General features: G+C 48.9%; 18 protein-coding genes. 17 read left to right on the top strand and 1 reads right to left on the bottom strand.

What is annotated here, in order from left to right:
* The first annotated feature begins 99 nt into the window (after positions 1-99).
* The 12 genes from accB (at position 100) to spo0A (ending at position 11622) form a co-directional block, all read left to right on the top strand.
* Positions 100-555: an acetyl-CoA carboxylase biotin carboxyl carrier protein gene (accB, locus tag R7V76_RS08110; RefSeq protein ID WP_318091971.1), complete on the top strand. Its 456-nt coding sequence runs from the start codon at positions 100-102 to the stop codon at positions 553-555.
* Positions 556-569: 14 nt separating this feature from the next.
* A complete protein-coding gene (accC, locus tag R7V76_RS08105; protein ID WP_214766098.1) occupies positions 570-1922 on the top strand; it encodes an acetyl-CoA carboxylase biotin carboxylase subunit in 1353 nt (450 codons plus the stop codon).
* A gap of 119 nt (positions 1923-2041) precedes the next feature.
* A complete protein-coding gene (nusB, locus tag R7V76_RS08100) occupies positions 2042-2467 on the top strand; it encodes a transcription antitermination factor NusB (RefSeq protein ID WP_114596348.1) in 426 nt (141 codons plus the stop codon).
* A gap of 67 nt (positions 2468-2534) precedes the next feature.
* Positions 2535-3368: a bifunctional methylenetetrahydrofolate dehydrogenase/methenyltetrahydrofolate cyclohydrolase FolD gene (gene folD / locus R7V76_RS08095; RefSeq protein WP_318091967.1), complete on the top strand. Its 834-nt coding sequence runs from the start codon at positions 2535-2537 to the stop codon at positions 3366-3368.
* Positions 3365-4708: an exodeoxyribonuclease VII large subunit gene (xseA, locus tag R7V76_RS08090; RefSeq protein WP_318091966.1), complete on the top strand. Its 1344-nt coding sequence runs from the start codon at positions 3365-3367 to the stop codon at positions 4706-4708. The genes folD and xseA overlap by 4 nt, the downstream gene beginning before the upstream one ends.
* Positions 4686-4907 (top strand): exodeoxyribonuclease VII small subunit, encoded by a 222-nt coding sequence (gene xseB / locus R7V76_RS08085; RefSeq protein ID WP_012369810.1) that lies wholly within the window; start codon positions 4686-4688, stop codon positions 4905-4907. The genes xseA and xseB overlap by 23 nt, the downstream gene beginning before the upstream one ends.
* Positions 4904-5773 carry a polyprenyl synthetase family protein gene (locus R7V76_RS08080; protein WP_318091965.1) on the top strand — a complete coding sequence of 290 codons (870 nt, stop codon included), beginning with the start codon at positions 4904-4906 and terminating at the stop codon, positions 5771-5773. Before xseB ends, R7V76_RS08080 begins: the two co-directional genes overlap by 4 nt.
* A gap of 121 nt (positions 5774-5894) precedes the next feature.
* Positions 5895-7781 (top strand): 1-deoxy-D-xylulose-5-phosphate synthase, encoded by a 1887-nt coding sequence (gene dxs / locus R7V76_RS08075; RefSeq protein ID WP_318091964.1) that lies wholly within the window; start codon positions 5895-5897, stop codon positions 7779-7781.
* A gap of 6 nt (positions 7782-7787) precedes the next feature.
* Positions 7788-8594, top strand: coding sequence for a TlyA family RNA methyltransferase (locus R7V76_RS08070; protein WP_318091963.1), 807 nt, complete (start codon positions 7788-7790; stop codon positions 8592-8594).
* Positions 8595-8736: 142 nt separating this feature from the next.
* Positions 8737-9186 carry a transcriptional regulator AhrC/ArgR gene (gene ahrC / locus R7V76_RS08065; protein WP_012369814.1) on the top strand — a complete coding sequence of 150 codons (450 nt, stop codon included), beginning with the start codon at positions 8737-8739 and terminating at the stop codon, positions 9184-9186.
* 12 nt (positions 9187-9198) lie between these two features.
* Positions 9199-10905 carry a DNA repair protein RecN gene (recN, locus tag R7V76_RS08060; RefSeq protein ID WP_318091962.1) on the top strand — a complete coding sequence of 569 codons (1707 nt, stop codon included), beginning with the start codon at positions 9199-9201 and terminating at the stop codon, positions 10903-10905.
* 3 nt (positions 10906-10908) lie between these two features.
* Entirely contained in the window at positions 10909-11622 is a 714-nt protein-coding gene (gene spo0A / locus R7V76_RS08055; protein ID WP_318091961.1) for a sporulation transcription factor Spo0A, read from the top strand.
* A gap of 816 nt (positions 11623-12438) precedes the next feature.
* Here the strand turns inward: spo0A and R7V76_RS08050 are convergent.
* Positions 12439-12693 carry a DUF2627 family protein gene (locus R7V76_RS08050; protein ID WP_012369817.1) on the bottom strand — a complete coding sequence of 85 codons (255 nt, stop codon included), beginning with the start codon at positions 12691-12693 and terminating at the stop codon, positions 12439-12441.
* A gap of 121 nt (positions 12694-12814) precedes the next feature.
* Between R7V76_RS08050 and R7V76_RS08045 the strand changes: the two genes are divergently transcribed.
* The 5 genes from R7V76_RS08045 to lpdA all read left to right on the top strand — a co-directional run bounded on the left by R7V76_RS08045 (position 12815) and on the right by lpdA (position 19185).
* On the top strand, positions 12815-14470 hold the full coding sequence (locus R7V76_RS08045; protein WP_318091960.1) for a sigma 54-interacting transcriptional regulator: 1656 nt from the start codon (positions 12815-12817) through the stop codon (positions 14468-14470).
* 145 nt (positions 14471-14615) lie between these two features.
* Entirely contained in the window at positions 14616-15536 is a 921-nt protein-coding gene (gene yqiS, locus R7V76_RS08040) for a phosphate butyryltransferase (protein ID WP_318091959.1), read from the top strand.
* 13 nt (positions 15537-15549) lie between these two features.
* The gene (locus R7V76_RS08035; RefSeq protein ID WP_012369820.1) at positions 15550-16674 is read left to right on the top strand and encodes a Leu/Phe/Val dehydrogenase; all 1125 of its coding nucleotides are present in this window, start codon (positions 15550-15552) and stop codon (positions 16672-16674) included.
* A 16-nt stretch (positions 16675-16690) separates the two neighbouring features.
* Positions 16691-17794, top strand: coding sequence for a butyrate kinase (gene buk, locus R7V76_RS08030; RefSeq protein ID WP_318091958.1), 1104 nt, complete (start codon positions 16691-16693; stop codon positions 17792-17794).
* Positions 17764-19185: a dihydrolipoyl dehydrogenase gene (gene lpdA / locus R7V76_RS08025; RefSeq protein ID WP_318091957.1), complete on the top strand. Its 1422-nt coding sequence runs from the start codon at positions 17764-17766 to the stop codon at positions 19183-19185. The genes buk and lpdA overlap by 31 nt, the downstream gene beginning before the upstream one ends.
* Positions 19186-19189 lie beyond the last annotated feature (4 nt).

Here is a 19189-nt window from a genome sequence, read left to right as displayed (position 1 = left end):
TATGACCAGTTAATATTAGTATTTGAGTAGGAATTAGCACCTGGTATAATATTAAAGTATAATAATAAAGGTGAATGTTGAGATAGGGGATGAAGAAAAATGAAAATCGATCAGTTGAAGCAAGTACTCGAAATGTTGGACCAATCGAGTGTCAATGAACTTTCTCTTGAAACCGATACGTATAAGTTAAAACTAAAAAAACAAAATGATAACATCGTGGTCTCACATGAAGCACCGGCCCGCGTGGCAACACCGGCGCCTCAAGCTGCGACAGTCGCCGCAGAACCGGCTGCGGAAGAACAGAGCGTTGAAGCAGATACGGTAACGATCAATGCATTGATGGTCGGGACGTTTTATTCGCGTCCGAATCCGGACAAACCTTCGTTCGTCAAAGTCGGCGATCAGATCGAAGTCGGTCAAGTCGTCTGTGTCTTAGAAGCAATGAAACTATTTAATAATCTGAACTCGGAAGTAGCCGGAACGGTCGTCGAGATTCTCGTCGCTGATGGAGACCTTGTTGAATTCGGACAACCTCTCTTCCGGATTCGTCCTTGAGCGGGGTGATGGCAATGGAAAAACTTTTAATAGCGAACCGGGGCGAGATTGCAGTCCGGATCATTCGAGCTGCAAAAGAACTTGGTATTCAGACGGTTGCCGTTTATTCGACAGCGGACCGGGATGCCTTGCACGTCCGTTTAGCAGACGAAGCATATTGTATCGGAGATGTCAGTTCGACGGCTTCTTACTTGAATGTCACGAATATCCTGGCGGTTGCAACTAATCGGAACGTCACGATGATTCACCCGGGATACGGTTTCCTGGCTGAGAACGTTGATTTTGCCGAGATGTGTGAAGCCTGTGGCATCAAATTCGTCGGACCGACATCGGCTGCCATCCGTCAAATGGGAATCAAGGATGTCGCAAAACAAACGATGATTGCCTGCGGTGTACCTGTCGTACCCGGTTCTGCCGGTACGGTCACAGACGAGGAAGCCTTACAATTGGCGGATGAGATCGGCTATCCGGTCATCATCAAGGCGACTGCCGGTGGTGGCGGACGAGGCATCCGTGTCGCCCGTTCACAAGAAGAACTTGTAACCGGCCTGGATGAAACACGCCGTGAGGCAAAACAGGCGTTTGGAAACAGTGAAGTGTATCTCGAGCGTTTCATCGAAGAATTTCGTCATGTCGAAGTTCAAGTACTCGCCGATCGTCACGGAAACGTGATCCATCTCGGGGAGCGGGATTGTACCGTCCAACGCCGGATGCAAAAACTGATTGAGGAAGCACCGTCACCGGCTGTCAGCCCTGCAACCCGTCTGAAGATGGGTGAAGCGGCAGTCAAAGCGGCGAAGGCGATTGACTACACCGGTGCCGGAACGATCGAATTCATCTTTGTGGAAGAAACGGAAGAATTTTTCTTCATGGAAATGAATACGCGGATTCAGGTCGAACATCCGGTGACGGAAATGATTACAGGATTTGATCTTGTTCAGGCACAGCTCCAGGTGGCACTCGATCACCCGTTAGCTGTCCAACAGCAGGATATTGAATTCCGTGGTCATTCGATTGAATGCCGGATCAATGCCGAAGATCCGGATCATGACTTCCGTCCGCATGCCGGACGCGTCACACAATATGTCGCACCGGGCGGAATGGGTGTCCGGATTGATAGTGCCGTATATCCGGGGTACATGATTCCACCGTACTATGACTCGATGGTCGCTAAGCTGATCGTTCATGCTGAAACTCGTGAAGAAGCCTGTGCGAAGATGGAACGGGCATTGTCCGAGTTTTGGATTGAAGGTGTCAAAACAACGATTCCTTTCCATCAACAAGTGTTGGCACATCCCGTATTCCGTCGTGGAACGTTTACGACGAAATTTACAGAACGTGAACTAAAAGCAGAAATCGTGAAGTAATCGTGGACGGGAGTCGATTGTATTTAACTCCCGTCTTTTTGCCGTTCTCTATGTTTTTTGAAAAAAGAATGTGCTAAACTAATTGATTGAGAACGATAAAAAAAGGAGCACGTAAAATCATGATGAAAAGACATATGGCACGCGAACTGGCAGTACAGTCTTTGTTCCAAATGGAACTCTCGGATCTGTCTGCACAAGAAGCCATTGAATTCGCAGTAGAAGGTAAAGAATATGATACGTTTGTGACACGATTGGTTGAAGGAGTCGAAGCAAACAAACCGGAAATTGATCAAAAGCTGCGTGCTGCGCTCGTGAACTGGTCATTTGAGCGTCTCGGAAACATCGAACGGACGATTCTTCGTCTTGCGGTGTATGAACTGTTGTTTGAAGCGAAGATTCCAGTCCGGGTAACCATCAATGAAGCAATCGAATTAACGAAAGCTTTTGCCGATGAAGAAGCAACAAAAATCGTCAACGGTGTGCTCGGAAAAGTAGCGCAAGAAGTGGAACAAAACGGTTTGAAAGAAAACCCGCAAAGCAACTAACTTAAAAACAGAGAAGTTTGATCAGGCAAAGAGTGAAGCGAATATTTTTGGGGGAGTGGACAAAATCATGGCAGTCGTAATCGATGGGAAACAAGTCGCACAATCGTATCGTTTGAAACTGAAAGAAGAAGTCGCACGTCTGAAAGAAGAACGTATTCAACCGAAACTGACCGTCATCTTAATCGGGGAAGATCCAGCCAGTCAATCGTATGTCCGTGGTAAAGAAAAAGCGGCGCAGGAGATTGGGATGGATTCCGATTTGATCCGATTACCGGAAGAGACAAAAGAATCGGAATTGCTTCACTTGATTGAACGGCTGAATGCCGATGCAAGCGTACACGGTATTCTCGTTCAATTACCTTTGCCAAAACATATTGATGAGAGTAAGGTCATCTTCGCCATCTCTCCGGAAAAAGATGTCGATGGTTTCCATCCGGTCTCGGTCGGGAAAATGATGATCGGTGAACCTACTTTCTTGCCATGTACACCAAATGGTATTTTGCATCTCGTCAAGGAAATGAATGTTCCGATTGCCGGTCGTCATGTCGTTGTCGTCGGTCGAAGCCAAATCGTCGGTAAGCCGGTCGGAATGCTGTTTTTAAATGAATCAGCGACCGTGACGTATTGTCACTCGAAGACGGCAGATCTCGGCGCGATGACCCGTCAGGCGGACATTCTGATTGTCGCTGTCGGTGTACCGAAATTGATTACTGCCGATATGGTCAAGCCGGAAGCCGTCGTCATCGATGTCGGTGTCAACCGGGTCGACGGAAAATTAGTCGGAGATGTCGAATTTGAAGCAGTGAAAGAAGTCGCCTCGATGATTACACCAGTTCCTGGTGGGGTCGGGCCGATGACGATCACGATGTTGCTTCACAATACGATCGAGGCAGCGAAATGACGAATCCTCTCCAGGTTTCCGAACTCGTCCAATATGTGAAACGGGAACTCGAGAACGACTCGTTGCTCCAACAAGTCCAGGTGGTGGGAGAAGTGTCGAACTTTAAACGACACTCTTCCGGTCACCTTTATTTTACGTTGAAAGACGAACAGTCGCGGATGAAAGCTGTCATGTTCGCCCGGGATGCCAGTCGTGTCAAGACGGACATCCGGGATGGAGCCCGGGTCATCATCACGGCTCGGATTTCGGTTTATGTCGCATCGGGTGAGATGCAGCTTTACGTCGAACGGATGATGGAAGACGGTGTAGGAGCCCTTTACGAAGCCTATGTCCAGCTAAAAGAGGATGTTGAGGCCCGCGGATGGTTTGAAGCGGAACAGAAACTGCCGTTACCGGCTTTCCCGCAAAAAATCGGCATCGTAACCTCGCCGAAGGGAGCCGCCCTTCATGATATTGCGACGACGTTACGTCGCCGTTATCCACAGGCCGCTATCGTTTTTGCGCCGGTTCTCGTTCAAGGGAAAGAGGCCGCACCCCAAATCGTCCTTGCCATTGAATGGATGAACGAACATCAGGCATGTGACGTGATGATCATCGGTCGTGGTGGCGGATCGATTGAGGAATTGTGGGCGTTTAACGAAATGCCGGTCGTAACAGCCATTCATCAGTCGCGGATTCCGATCGTGTCAGCAGTCGGTCACGAAACAGACTTTACGATTGCGGATTTTGTTGCAGATGTCCGGGCGGCGACGCCGACTGCCGCAGCAGAACTCGTGACGCCGGAAGCAGCGGAACTTGCGAAGCGTCTCAAGGAACTGAATCGGAGATTGACGCGCCATTATGCCCAGTACATCACCGAACGTAAGGATCAAGTCTACCGTTTGGCAACGAGTTACGGCTTGAAGTCTCCTCGGGTCTTGTTAGGTTTGAAACAGGAACGGTTGGACCGGGCAGAGATGGGACTGAACCGGATCGGAAAACAGGTGTTGCAGTCGAAGCAACAAGCCTTGACGGATCAGGTGAACCGGTTTGCCCGAATCGCGATGCAGGAACGTTTGGCGGAACAAGGACGCCAGTTGGTCCGGACACGGAAACAGCTGGAACGGATCCATACCGTCCTCCGCACGAAACAGGACCGGTTGCATCAAATGATTGCCCGACTTGACTCGGTCAGCCCGACGCAAGTCATGTTGCGTGGGTATACCTACGTCGAGCAGGACGGCCGACTCGTCCGTTCCGTAACAGAATTGTCAGATCAGACCTTCCGGGTTCAGTTTCATGACGGGAGTATCCTAGCGAAACGAGAGGATGAAGAAGATGGAAACAGAACAATCCTTTGAAGCCGCTTTAGAGCGGTTGGAAGAAATCGTCGAATTACTGGAAGCGGGTGAAGCACCGCTTGAGCAAGCGATGAATTTGTACGAGGAAGGCGTTAAATTGACGGCACTCTGTCAAGGAAAGCTGTCGACGGCAGAAAAACGGCTCGATCAAATCTTGGAACAAGATGGCACGTTACGTGAAAAAGGGGGATCACAATGATTGTCTTAACAGAGTGGAAAACGCAGGTGGAGCAAGCACTGGAAACGTTCATGAACCGTCTCGAAGCACCGGATCGTCTGCGGGAAGCGATGCTGTATTCCCTTGATGCAGGCGGGAAACGTGTCCGGCCGGCATTAATTTATGCTGTCCTCGATGCTTACGGCGTCGATCGTAAGACGGGTGACGCAACAGCGGCAGCGCTTGAGATGATTCATACATATTCATTGATTCATGATGATTTACCGGCGATGGACGATGATGATATGCGACGCGGGCGTCCGACGAATCATATTGAATTCGATGAGGCGACCGCCATTCTCGCAGGTGATGCGTTACTGACGAATGCTTTTACGTGTCTACTCGAAACGACGGCCACGGCGGAAGTTAAAGTGAAATTACTCGAGCGACTCGCAGCAGCAGCGGGTGCAGCCGGGATGGTCGGCGGTCAACTGGATGACATGCTTGGAGAGCGCGGAGGAATCAGTGATGCGGAAGAACTGGAATCGATTCACCGCCGGAAAACAGGAGCCTTGTTGATTTTTGCAGTCGAAGCAGGCGGCATTTTAGCCGGAGTCGCAGATGAGGATCTCGAACAGTTGAAACGGTACGGCCGTCATCTCGGGATTGCTTTCCAGATTCAAGACGACATCCTGGATGTGACCGGAGACGCTGACAAAATCGGGAAACCGGTTGGCAGTGATGAAGGAAATGACAAAGCAACTTATCCGAAACTGTTGGGTCTTGACGGAGCGAAACGGGCACTTGCAGCCCAAGTGACGGCAGCGAATGAAGCAATCGAGGCTCTTTCCGTCGAAGCGACACCGCTTAAGGATTTGCTCGACTTCGTCGTCAAGCGTGACCATTAAGAGAGGCGGCGTAGTAAGCCGTCTTTTTTTTATGCGCAGGGAATGTGGCGTTCGCAAGATTGTTCTAGTACAATGTAGGGTACAAACCATATAAGAATGCAAGGGAAAGAGGCGGTAAGGTATGAAGTTGACAGAGATACAGGATCCGTCATTTTTAAAGCGTATGTCAGTCTCGGAATTAGAACTGTTCGCAGGTGACATCCGACGCTTTTTGATTGAAGAATTAGCAACGACAGGTGGACATTTAGCACCGAATCTAGGTGTCGTCGAACTGACATTGGCGCTTCACCGCGAATTTGACAGTCCGAACGATAAATTCGTCTGGGATGTCGGACACCAAGCCTACGTGCATAAAATTTTGACAGGACGGGCAGGTCAGTTTGATACGCTGCGTCAACACAAAGGGTTATGCGGATTCCCGAAACGTAACGAGAGTGTTCATGACGTCTGGGAAACAGGCCACAGTTCGACCTCACTTTCGGCAGCGATGGGGATTGCTGTGTCGAATGAACTGAAGGGTAATGATGACCGGGCAATCGCCATCATCGGGGACGGTGCGTTGACAGGCGGGATGGCACTCGAAGCATTGAACCATATCGGAGCGGAACAACAAAACGTCATCGTCATCTTAAACGACAACGAGATGTCAATCGCACCGAATGTCGGGGCGATGCATCAGATGTTAGGAAGAATCCGTTCTTCGCGCAAAGTCCGTTACGCGCAAGATGAGCTCGAAACATTGATTAAAAAAATCCCGTTAATCGGCGGAAAGCTTGAAAAAGGCGGCGAGAAGCTGAAAGAAGCGGTCAAAGGAGCACTCGTTCCCGGCATGTTCTTTGAAGAACTCGGTTTCAATTATTACGGACCGGTTGATGGTCATGATTTAACGGACTTAATCGAACAGCTGAACTATGTGAAGAAAGAAGAAGGACCTGTCCTGCTTCATGTCATCACGAAAAAAGGAAAAGGCTACCGTCCGGCTGAATATGATGGCATCGGCACATGGCACGGTCTAGGACCGTACAAAATCGAGTCAGGCGAAGTCATCAAAGGGAAATCAAAAGCACCAAGTTATTCGTTCACAGTGGCAGACACGTTGACGAAGATGGCCCGTGAGGATGATAAGTTAACTCTGATTACACCGGCGATGAGTGTCGGATCAAAACTGGACTGCTTTGAAAAAGAATTCCCGGAACGGATGTTTGATGTCGGGATTGCGGAGCAACATGCCGTAACCTTTGCTGCCGGTCAGGCAACACAAGGCATGAAGCCGGTCGTCTCGATTTATTCGACCTTCTTCCAGCGTGCATACGACCAACTTGTTCATGACGTCGCACGCCAGAACCTCGATGTGACGTTCACAATCGACCGTTCGGGTCTCGTCGGTGCGGACGGCGAAACACACCAAGGTGTCTTTGATATCGCCTTCATGCGTCACGTACCGAATATCCGGATTGTCATGGCGAAGGATGAGAATGAACTGCAACACCTTCTCTATTCGGCTGTTAAATACGAAGGACCGATTGCCGTCCGTTTCCCACGCGGAGAAGGCATCGGTGTTCCGATGGATGAGACACTCCGTGAAATTTCGCTTGATACATGGGACGTCGAACGCGAAGGAACGGATGTCGCCATCATGGCATTTGGTCCACAAGTACAGGATGCCTTGAAAATTGCGGAACTTCTGGAAGGGGATGTATCGGTACGGGTCATCAATGCCCGGACGATTAAACCACTGGATGAAAAAATGTTGAATGCACTATACGCGGAAGGTATTCCACTCGTAACGCTTGAAGAAGCGGTGCTCAAGGGCGGATTCGGTTCAGCTGTTCTCGAACATGCCAATGAACAGGAAGCTTTCCCGCGCGTCAAACGATTTGGTATCCCGGATTGGTATATCGAGCATGGCGGCGTCAACGAATTGTTAGAAGAGATTGGATTATTACCTGGACAAATTGCGGAAGAAGTCCGCTCATTTGTCAATCAAGGAAAGAAACAGAGTGTGTAACGATTAATGGAAACTGTAAAAAAAATCCGCCTCGACGTTCTGCTCGTCGAGCGCGGTTTATGTGAAACACGTGAAAAAGCAAAACGGACCATCATGGCAGGTCTTGTATTCAGTGGCACGGAACGGCTGGAGAAAGCTGGTGAAAAAGTAAAATCAGACATCGATTTGGCGGTCAAAGGTCAGGTCATGCCATACGTCGGTCGCGGTGGATACAAGATGGAGAAAGCATTAGCGGTATTCGATATCGATGTATCCGGACGGACCGGTCTTGATATCGGTTCTTCGACAGGCGGTTTTACGGATTGCGCCTTACAAAACGGGGCTGCCCATATGTACGCGCTGGATGTCGGCTCCAATCAACTGGACTGGAAATTACGGTCGGACGACCGTGTGACGGCAATGGAAAAAACCAACTTCCGTCATGCGACGCCAGATATGTTTCCTGTTCAACCGAGCTTTGCGACCATCGATGTCTCGTTCATTTCACTGAGATTGATTTTGCCGCCATTAAAGGCGATTTTAGCTGAGGGCGGGGATGTCATTGCGCTTGTCAAACCACAGTTTGAAGCAGGGCGCGATGATGTCGGTAAAAAGGGGATCGTCCGGGATGAGCGGATTCACGATCGGGTACTCAAAGAGATGGTAGATTTCTTTGTCCGGGAAGGATTTTACATTCAACAATTGGATTTTTCACCGATTACCGGTGGTGAGGGGAATATCGAGTTTCTCCTGCACGCCAAGCTTGAGACACCGGGGATGGAAGAATCGGTTGATCCGCTTGAAACCGTTCGCCTGGCCCATGCCGCGTTGTAAGTCTAATCGATTTCCAAACAGGCTCCGTCAAAGATGATGGGGTCTGTTTTTGATTTGTCAGGATTGAATAGGGCAAGCATGGACTTTTATCGAATTATTGGATTACAATAGTATCAGTGAAGAAAAACTGTGAGGTGCAAGGATGACAAAGGGGCAACGGTTAATCAAGATTCGGGAAATCATTACGCAGTCAGAAATCGAAACACAAGATGAGTTAGTCGAGGAACTTCGAAATGCAGGCTATAAAGTCACTCAGGCGACCGTCTCTCGAGATATTAAAGAACTCCATCTCGTGAAGGTGCCGCTAAATGATGGCCGATACAAATACAGCTTGCCTGCCGATCAGCGGTTTAATCCACTCGGAAAGTTACGCCGATTACTCGGAGATAGCTTCATCTCGATTGATTCCGCACAAAACTTGATTGTCATGCATGTCTTACCCGGAAACGCGAATGCATTAGGTGTCTTGCTCGATCATTTAAACTGGCCGGAGTTGCTCGGGACAGTCTGTGGTGACGATACGATCCTGATGATTACACGAAATGAAGAAGCAGCAACGGAAGTGACCGAACGTATTTTAGGAATGTTGTAAGGAGTTGACATGATGTTAGCTGAACTATCGATAAAACAATTTGCAATCATTGACCAGCTACAGATTGATTTCAAAAAAGGCATGACGGTCTTGACGGGAGAAACGGGAGCCGGTAAATCGATCGTACTGGATGCGATTGGATTACTGATCGGTGGTCGCGGTTCTGCTGAATTTGTCCGGTACGGTGAGGACAAGGCGGAATTAGAAGGTCTCTTCATGATTGAAGACGGTCATATGGCCTATACGTTGGCAGAAGAGTACGGGATCGACATGGAAGACGGCATGATCATTTTACGCCGTGATTTGTTTGCTTCTGGAAAAAGTGTTTGTCGCGTCAATCATAAATTAGTCACCTTGACGATTTTACGGGAATTCGGCCGGGCTCTTGTCGATCTCCATGGTCAGCATGAACATCAACATCTGATGGAAAGTACGTATCATCAAACGATTTTGGATGACTTTGGACATGCGACGATTTCTCCGATTCTCGAACGGTATCAGGAACGTTTTCAGCAGTATGAAGAAAAACGCGATGCCCTGCAGGCACTGGCGCAAAGCGAGCAGGAATTAGCTCAACGCATCGACTTGTTGTCTTTTCAAACGGAAGAAATCGACAGCGCGAAACTCCGAACAGGAGAAGAAGAAGATTTACTGAGCGAACGAAACCGGTTGGCGAACTTTGAAAAACTTCACGCTTCTCTCAGTGCCGCTTACGATGCGTTGCATGATGAACGACGCGGTATCGATTCCGTCGGAGATGCGATGCGTGAGCTGCAACAGGCATCAAGTATCGATGATGAGTTTTCGGGTCAAAGTGATACATTGGCCAATGCATTTTATGCGCTTGAGGAAGTCGGCTATGCGGTCCGTGATCAACTCGAAACATTAGAATTTGATTCGAATCGGCTCGATGAAATCGAACTTCGTCTGTCAGTATTCCAACAATTGAAACGGAAATACGGAGCAACGATAGAAGAAGTCATCGCTTACGGGAAGAAAATCGGTGTGGAACTGGATACGATGACGAATCGCGATGAGCGGATTGAAAAACTGAAAACAGAAGTGGAACAGTTGGAGACGGAACTGTTCGAAATCGGCGGGGAATTGTCTCAGGCCCGGAGAAAGGCGGCGCATCATTTAGGTGAAGCGATTCACCTTGAACTCCGTCAGTTGTATATGGAAAAAGCCCGCTTTGAAATCCGCTTCCTCCAAGATGGAAAGGCGCCGACTTTACGTAAAAACGGAATCGACTTCGTTGAGTTCTACATCATGACGAACGCCGGTGAACCGTTTAAATCACTCGGGAAAGTCGCTTCCGGCGGGGAACTGTCGCGGATCATGCTCGGACTGAAATCGATTTTCTCACGTTCAGTCGGTGTGGCTTCCATCATCTTTGATGAAGTGGACACAGGGGTATCCGGGCGTGTCGCCCAGGCGATGGCAGAAAAAATTTACCGTCTGTCAATCGATAGTCAAGTCTTGTGTATCACCCACTTGCCGCAAGTCGCATCGATTGCGGATCAACACCTGTATATCCGTAAAATCGAAGAGACGGACCGGACGACGACACAGGTCAACGTATTGACGGACTCCGAGCGCGGAAATGAACTGGGACGGATGATTTCCGGCACACATATGACGGACTTGACGTTGCGTCATGCGGAAGAACTGATGGAACAGGCAATGAACATGAAGGAATCGCTTAAAAATGGGGTGTAACAATTGATTAGAGTCGGGATTGCGGATGATAACCGAGAAATGGTCGAATTGATTCGGCAACATCTATCTGCCCAAGAAGACATGGAAGTAGTATGCGTTGCCTATAACGGAGAAAGTTGTCTCGAAAAATTGGAACATGTCGAGACCGATGTGCTGTTATTGGATATCATCATGCCTCATCTTGATGGACTGGGTGTCTTGGAGGCATTGATGAGCCATGAGAGCAGTCCGGCTGTCATCATGTTAAGTGCGTTCGGGAAGGATGAAGTATCGCAACAGGCTGTTTCCCTGGGTGCTGCCTACTTTTTATTGAAACCGTTCAGTTTAGATCAACTCGTCAACAAGATCCGTCTGGTCGTACACGGCGTACAAACGAACCAAGCGGAACCGGTCGAAACGAAAGTCGGCACCACGCTGCGGGAGATCGGAATTGCGCCACACATCAAAGGGTTCACGTACTTAAAAGAGGCGGTCTTGTTGGTGCTGGAACGAGAAGATTTATTGGGGCTGATTACAAAAGAATTATACCCGACGATTGCCAGAAAACATCAAACGACGGCCTCGCGTGTCGAGCGGGCGATGCGTCATGCGATTAAGTCGGCCTGGAAAGAAGGCATGAATGAACATACGTTGTTTAACGGACGAATCGAACAGGAGAAAAGTCCGAAAAATTCGGAGTTCATTTCTTATGTATCGAATCATATGAACGGATCTTAATAAAGCAGAAATCAGGTTTTGACGGGTGAAAAAAAACCGAAGGAACCTGATTTTTTTAGATATAAATAAAAAACTGAATATTCATTAAATAAATGTTGCACAAACTGAAATGTTTGTTATAATAAAGGTACCAAATGATTTGGAAAGACGTCAGATGAACGTCGAGTCGAATTGGTTCCCGGAAAACCGTTCAACGAATTTCATCTCAGATCGCCACCTGTAAACGGCTCAAGAATGATGGACGACATTCTCTTGGTAGAATTCTTACCAAGGCATTTCATATCTTTTTCAGATGATTTATCTCAAACAGATATGAGACTTCATGATTTCGAAGCAAGGAAAAAGTGAAGGGTAACGTAAATTAAACGTCCAAAGCAAGACCAAGCAAGACCAAGCAAGACCAAGCAAGACCAAGCAAGACCAAGCAAGACCAAGCAAGACCAAGCAAGACCAAGCAAGACCAAGCAAGACCAAGCAAGACCAAGCAAGACCAGTAACAAGTACAGTTCGTGAAAAGGAGTGTTGTCTAGCAGTGAATGTTAGCAACCGAATGATCGACTGCAACAAGCGGATGACATTACGCTTCACCTAGGTCCAAGTAAAGTCAGATACTGGAGTAGTTTTACCTTTCTATCGATCGCTCGATAGCCAAATCTGATTTCTTTCAACCTCTTCATTAAGAGGACAACCTATGGTTTTGAAGTACACGAATAGTTCTGCTATGAGAGGAGTTCATCCGTAAGTGAAACCAACTTTATATGAATAAAAGGTCCCGCGCTTGAAATGAGTTCAAGAGATGGGGACCTTTTTGTGTGTTTATTTTTTTTGATAGCGCTCCGATACTTTGCCTCGTTTACGATCGCGGTAAAAGACATAACCGGCGACGAAGCCGATTCCACCGATGGCTAAAGCCAGGCCGGAAAATCCTTGTAATACATATACATAGGCAGAATCCCCTAGATACCGGAAGGGGAATTGCGCTTTTAAGAAAACACTGTCCCGCATCAGCTTGATGCCGATGGCACCGATGATGCCCGGAATGAGTAAAGATAATAGACCGATGATTCGCATGATTGTGACCCCTTTCCAAGCGTATTGTATCAGAAAATCCATATGACTGCGAATTCGATTTGCCCTCCTGTTTTAATACAGGTAGGATAAAGATGTAAGCAGTTTCAAAGGGGGAATTAGAATGCATCATCTCTTGATCGTTGGTGCGGGGCGCGGTGGAACAGAAGTATTACATGCTTTTCAACGTTCGCCTTTGTTGACAGTAATCGGTGTCGTCGATCCAGACGAACACGCGATTGGCGTTCAACTCGCAAGACGAGGACATATCCGGGTGGAAAAAACATGGACGGCTTTTCAAGGCACGGCCATTGACTTTATTATTGACGCGACCGGGGAACACGGTGTGCTGGAGCAATTGATTCATTATTTTCCGGAAGCCGCGGTTTTACCGGGAGAGTTTGTTCGGGTGTTACTCGAACGTCTGGCAGAAAAAGAGCGGATGCTCGAAGCTATCATTCACTGCACGAGTGAAGCGATTTCAGTAGCCAATCAGGCGGGGGAAACGATGCTGATCAATCCTGCGTATACCCGGATGACCGGATATACAGAGGGAGATGTCATCGGTAAACCGGCAAGCGCAGATATCGGGATGCAGGAATCGGTCCATTTACGGGTGCTCGAAACAGGCGAAAGTGTTCGGGATGCCCGGATGAAGATTGGTCAAGACAGACGGGATATCATCGTCAATGCCGCACCGGTCGTCGTGGATGGTCAAGTACGAGGATCAGTCGGCGTCATTCGCGATATCTCGGAAATGAAAGCGTTAACAAAAGAATTGAAGGCGGCTAAACAAAAAATTCGGACACTGGAGGCGAAATACACTTTTGATGACATCATTGCCGAAAGTGAGTCGATGCGTTTTGTCGTCGATCAGGCGAAGCTTGCCGCGACGATGCCGGTCAATGTCTTGATCCGGGGAGAGTCCGGTACCGGGAAGGAATTGTTTGCACATGCGATTCATGCGGCAAGCGATCGCCGGTATGAACAGTTCGTCCGGGTCAACTGTGCAGCAATTGCGCCGAGTCTGCTTGAAAGTGAACTGTTTGGTTATGAAGAAGGCGCCTTTTCCGGCGCCCGTCGCGGCGGGAAAAGAGGCTATTTTGAAGAGGCGCATGGCGGCTCCTTGTTTTTAGATGAGATTGGTGAACTGCCGCTTGACGTCCAGGCCAAATTATTACGGGTACTGCAAGAAAATGAAGTCGTTCGCGTCGGTGGAGCCAAAGCGGTTCCGGTTGATGTCCGAATCATTGCCGCGACGAATGCCAATCTCGAACAGAAAATCATCACCGGGGAGTTCCGGGAAGATTTGTATTACCGGATCAACCGGCTGCCGATCCATATTCCGGCTCTTCGCGAACGACCGGATGATCTTGCTCCGCTGTCGACGCATCTGTTGCGTAAATTGAATCAAAGTTACGGTCGGTCCGTCGAACGTGTTTCTGAAGATGCACTGGAAGCGATCCGAAAACAGACGTGGAAAGGAAACGTCCGGGAACTCGAAAATGTCATCGGACGCGCGTTGATTTTTACGGATAAAACAGAACAGGTGTTACGCAAAGGCCACCTACAACTCGTTTCCCCGACACCGTCTAAACGGTCGGAACGTCCGAAAAAAGAAATCAAGCATCTGTCGGATGAGATGTCCTACGTCGAAGAACAATTGATTCGGGAAGCACTTGATGTCGTGAATGGAAATAAGACTGAAGCGGCCAAACAGTTAGGTATCTCTTTACGGGCGCTCTATTACAAAGTGGAACGGTTTAACATCCAATGTTGATTTGCAAAATTTTGCGTGCAATATATTGCAAATAAATGCAATTCCATGCAAAAATAAAGACGAAGATGTTGGTATACCGTCGGTTTAGAATTGGCATGAAAATTGCTGTTAAATAAAGAGAACGACAGGTAAGGGGGGAAACGGCTTGAGGTTTGAACAAATGGTTCAACAAGCAGCAGGTCTTGAAGATGCAGTCGTTGCGATTGCATCTGCTGATGATGAAGAGGTAATGGATGCAGTGTCGTTGGCAATTGAGAATGATTTAGCCCGTTTTCATTTGTTTGGGGATGCGACACGTATTCAAAAAATGATTCATGATCGACAGTTAAGCGAATCACAGTTCGTCATCACGCATACGGCTACGGCACAAGAAGCAGCAGAGCGTGCCGCCTATGCCGTCCGCAAAGGGGACGCGGATGTCTTGATGAAAGGACTCGTTCCGACAGCGACGTTCATGAAAGCTGTCTTGAACAAGGAGACGGGCTTACGATCAGGAAAAGTATTGTCTCATGTCGCTTTGTTTGAAGTACCGGGACGGGAGACCGCCATTGGATTGACGGATGCTGCGATTCATATCGCTCCGACGCTGGAGGATAAAGTCCACATCATTGAAAACGGTGTGGCCGCACTTCGAGCCGTCGGGTATTCCTTGCCGAAAGTGGCAGTACTTGCTGCTGTCGAGGTCGTCAATCCGACGATGCCGGCGACGATTGATGCCGCCTTACTGACGCAAATGAATCGACGCGGACAAATCAAGGATTGCCTTGTTGATGGTCCACTTGCTCTAGATAACGCCGTCAATTTAGAAGCGGCGAAACAAAAGGGACTGACAGGAGACGTTGCGGGGGCAGCGGATCTACTCGTCGTGCCACAAATCGAGGTCGGAAACGTGATTTATAAATCACTGATGTACTTTGCTCAGGCATCGGTTGCAGCGATTTTAGTCGGGGCTAAAGCACCTGTCGTCTTGACAAGTCGAGCCGACACGGCGGAAGCGAAACTCTATTCATTAGCTTTTGCTTTACTTAATGCGCAACCTACCAAAAAAATCAAACAAACAATCTAAGGGGGAACTAACAATGGTTGAAACAAACGTAGAAGCACGATTCAGTATTTTCGAGACGATGGCAATGGAAGATTACGAACAAGTCGTATTTTGTCACGATAAAGTCTCAGGATTAAAGGCGATTATTGCCATTCATGATACGACACTCGGACCAGCACTCGGCGGACTCCGTATGTGGAACTATGCGTCTGACGAGGAAGCATTGATCGACGCGCTTCGTCTCGCCAAAGGCATGACATATAAAAATGCGGCAGCCGGTCTGAACCTTGGCGGCGGGAAAGCCGTCATCATCGGTGATGCGAAAACGCAAAAATCAGAAGCTCTGTTCCGTGCATTCGGTCGTTACGTACAGTCGTTAAACGGACGTTACATCACGGCGGAAGACGTCAACACAACAGTCGCCGACATGGATTATATCCACATGGAAACAGATTTCGTAACAGGTGTCAGCCCGGCATTCGGATCAAGCGGCAATCCGTCACCAGTCACGGCTTACGGCGTTTACCGCGGGATGAAAGCAGCCGCTAAAGAAGTATACGGCACAGATTCACTCGGTGGAAAAACGGTTGCGATTCAAGGTGTTGGTAACGTTGCTTTCAACTTATGCCGTCACTTGCATGAAGAAGGCGCAAAATTGATTGTCACAGACATCAATCAAGATGCATTACGCCGTGCAGAAGAAGCGTTTGGCGCTCTCGTCGTCGGACCGGATGAAATTTACAGCGTCGATGCTGATATCTTTGCGCCGTGTGCCTTAGGTGCGACATTGAACGATGAGACGATTCCACAACTGAAAGTGAAAATCATTGCCGGAGCAGCAAACAACCAACTCAAAGAAGACCGTCACGGAGATATGCTCCAGGAACGCGGTATTTTGTATACACCGGACTTCGTCATTAACGCAGGTGGTGTCATTAATGTTGCCGACGAACTTGACGGGTACAACCGTGAGCGGGCGATGAAAAAAGTCGAACTCGTCTATGATGCGGTAGCAAAAGTCATCGAAATTGCCAAACGTGATCATCTGCCGACTTACCGGGCAGCAGAGAAGATGGCAGAAGAACGGATCGCGACAATGGGCAGTGCCCGCAGCCAGTTCTTACGCCGGGATAAAAACATTTTAGGATCACGCGGTTAATCAGAGGAGGATTTTAATGAGCGAACGTATTTTAACCATCAATCCGGGTTCAACCTCAACGAAAATCGGAATCTTTGATGGAACAGAGCAAGTGTTTACGAAAACGTTGCGCCATTCAGCTGAAGCGGTCGGAGGACCGCTTTCAGATCAGCTGAACATCAGACGCCAAGTCGTCCTCGATGTGCTGGCACAAGAACAGATTGAATTGAAAGCGCTTACCGCCATTGTGGGTCGCGGCGGTCTGCTTCGTCCGCTCGTCAGCGGGACATACCGCGTCAATCAGGAAATGCGTGAGGATTTACTGAACGGCAGATTCGGGATTCATGCTTCGAACCTCGGTGGACTGCTTGCGGATGAGATTGGTCAAACATTGTCGATTCCGGCATTCATCGTTGATCCGGTCGTCGTCGATGAACTGGAGCCGATTGCCCGTCTTACAGGATTGCCTGAACTCGAACGGAAAAGTATTTTCCATGCCTTAAATCAAAAGGCAGTCGCAAAACGGTATGCGAAAGAAATCGGAACACCCTACGAGCAATTACGGCTGATCGTTGCCCATATGGGTGGCGGGATCACGGTCGGCGCCCATCTGAACGGACGCGTGATTGATGTCAACAATGGACTCGACGGAGAAGGTGCTTTTTCACCGGAACGAAGCGGGTCCCTGCCTGTTGGTCAACTAGTAGAACTATGCTATAGTACCAAGTATAAACTCGAGGAAATGAAGCGTCTGGTCGTTGGGTCAGGCGGACTTGTCGCGCACTTAGGCACGTATGATGCGGTTGAAATCGAACACCGGATTGACGACGGAGATGAAAAAGCCGCTCTACTGTATGAGGCGATGGCGTATCGAGTTGCAAAAGAAATCGCGGCCCAAAGTGCTGTTTTATACGGTCAAGTCGATGCCGTCATCTTAACAGGCGGTCTCGCATACAGTGACCGGTTGACGAAAGCGATTGAAGAACGGATTGCCCATATCGGATCTGTTATCCGGATACCGGGAGAAGATGAGCTACGGGCGCTTGCAGAAGGCGTAATACGTGTACTGCGTCAAGAGGAACAAGTGAAGGAATATGGAGGCGAACTAACATGGCTAGAGAATTCGACGTCGTTGTCCTAGGTGGTGGACCCGGTGGATACGTCGCAGCGATTCGCGCTGCGCAAGCCGGGAAGACGGTAGCAATCGTAGAACAAGGAAAACTCGGGGGAACCTGTCTGCATCGTGGATGTATCCCATCCAAAGCATTTTTAAAGTCGGCCGCCGTCTATCAGACAGTGAAACACGCCGCTACATACGGCGTCGACGTACCGGAATCGTTTTTACGGTTCGAACAGGTCAAACAACGGAAACAGGACATTATTGATGGTCTCGAATCCGGTATCCAGCATCTGATGAAAAAAGGAAAAATCGAAGTCTTTCACGGCCGCGGTTCGATTCTCGGACCAAGCATCTTTTCACCGATGCCGGGAACGATCAGCGTCGAGCCGGAAGAAGGCGACGGCGAGTTGATTTTACCGCGCCAATTGATTGTTGCGACCGGTTCACGACCACGTCCGTTAAACGGTCTGGCGTTTGACTCCGAATATGTGCTCAGCTCGGATGAGGCACTGGATATGAACGCTTTACCAAAATCCATTGTCATCATCGGCGGCGGCGTCATCGGAATCGAATGGGCGTCGATGTTGACGGACTTTGACGTCGAGGTTACGGTCGTCGAATTCAGCGACCGAATTTTACCGACGGAAGATCAAGCTGTCAGTCGGGAAGTGGCCCGTCAGCTCAAAAAACGTGGTGTCAAAATCATGACGAGTGCAGCGGCACAAAGCGACAGCTTCCAACTGACCGAGTCGGGTGTGACGATTGATGTCGACCGTAACGGGGACAAGACGACGCTCGCAGCAGACAAGCTGTTGGTCGCAATCGGCCGGATGGCAAATGTCGAAGGAATCGGACTGGAAAATACGAACATCATCATCGAGAACGGATTCATCCAAGTCGATGATGAGTTCCGCACGAAGGATAATCATATCTTTGCGATTGGTGATGTTATCGGACGCCTGCAACTCGCACACGTCGCGTCAGCAGAAGGGGCAAAAGCGGTCGAAACGATTGTCAACGGTTCAACGACACCGCTGAACTATGCCTTTGTTCCGCGCTGTATTTACAGTGTGCCGGAAGCCGCTTCCGTCGGATTAACAGAAGCCGAAGCGAAGGCAGCGGGACTCGATGTCAAAACGGGAATGTTCTCGTTTAACGGTCTCGGAAAAGCACGGATTGAAGGGGAAGCAGCCGGATTCATTAAACTCGTTTCCGATGCCAAGACGGATGATCTGGTCGGCGTCCATATCGTGGGACCTAAAGCAACGGAATTAATCAGTGAAGGCGGTCTTGCGCTTGTTCTGAATGCAACAGCATGGGAAGTCGGACAGCTTGTCCATCCACACCCTGCACTTTCAGAAGCGTTCGGGGAAGCAGCACTGGCAGTCGACGGATTAGCGGTTCACGCCTAAGGAG

Origin of the sequence: Exiguobacterium artemiae, assembly GCF_033342815.1 — a bacterium.
GTDB classification, from domain to species: domain Bacteria; phylum Bacillota; class Bacilli; order Exiguobacteriales; family Exiguobacteriaceae; genus Exiguobacterium_A; species Exiguobacterium_A artemiae_A.
This window is presented reverse-complemented; position numbering and strand designations above follow the sequence as displayed.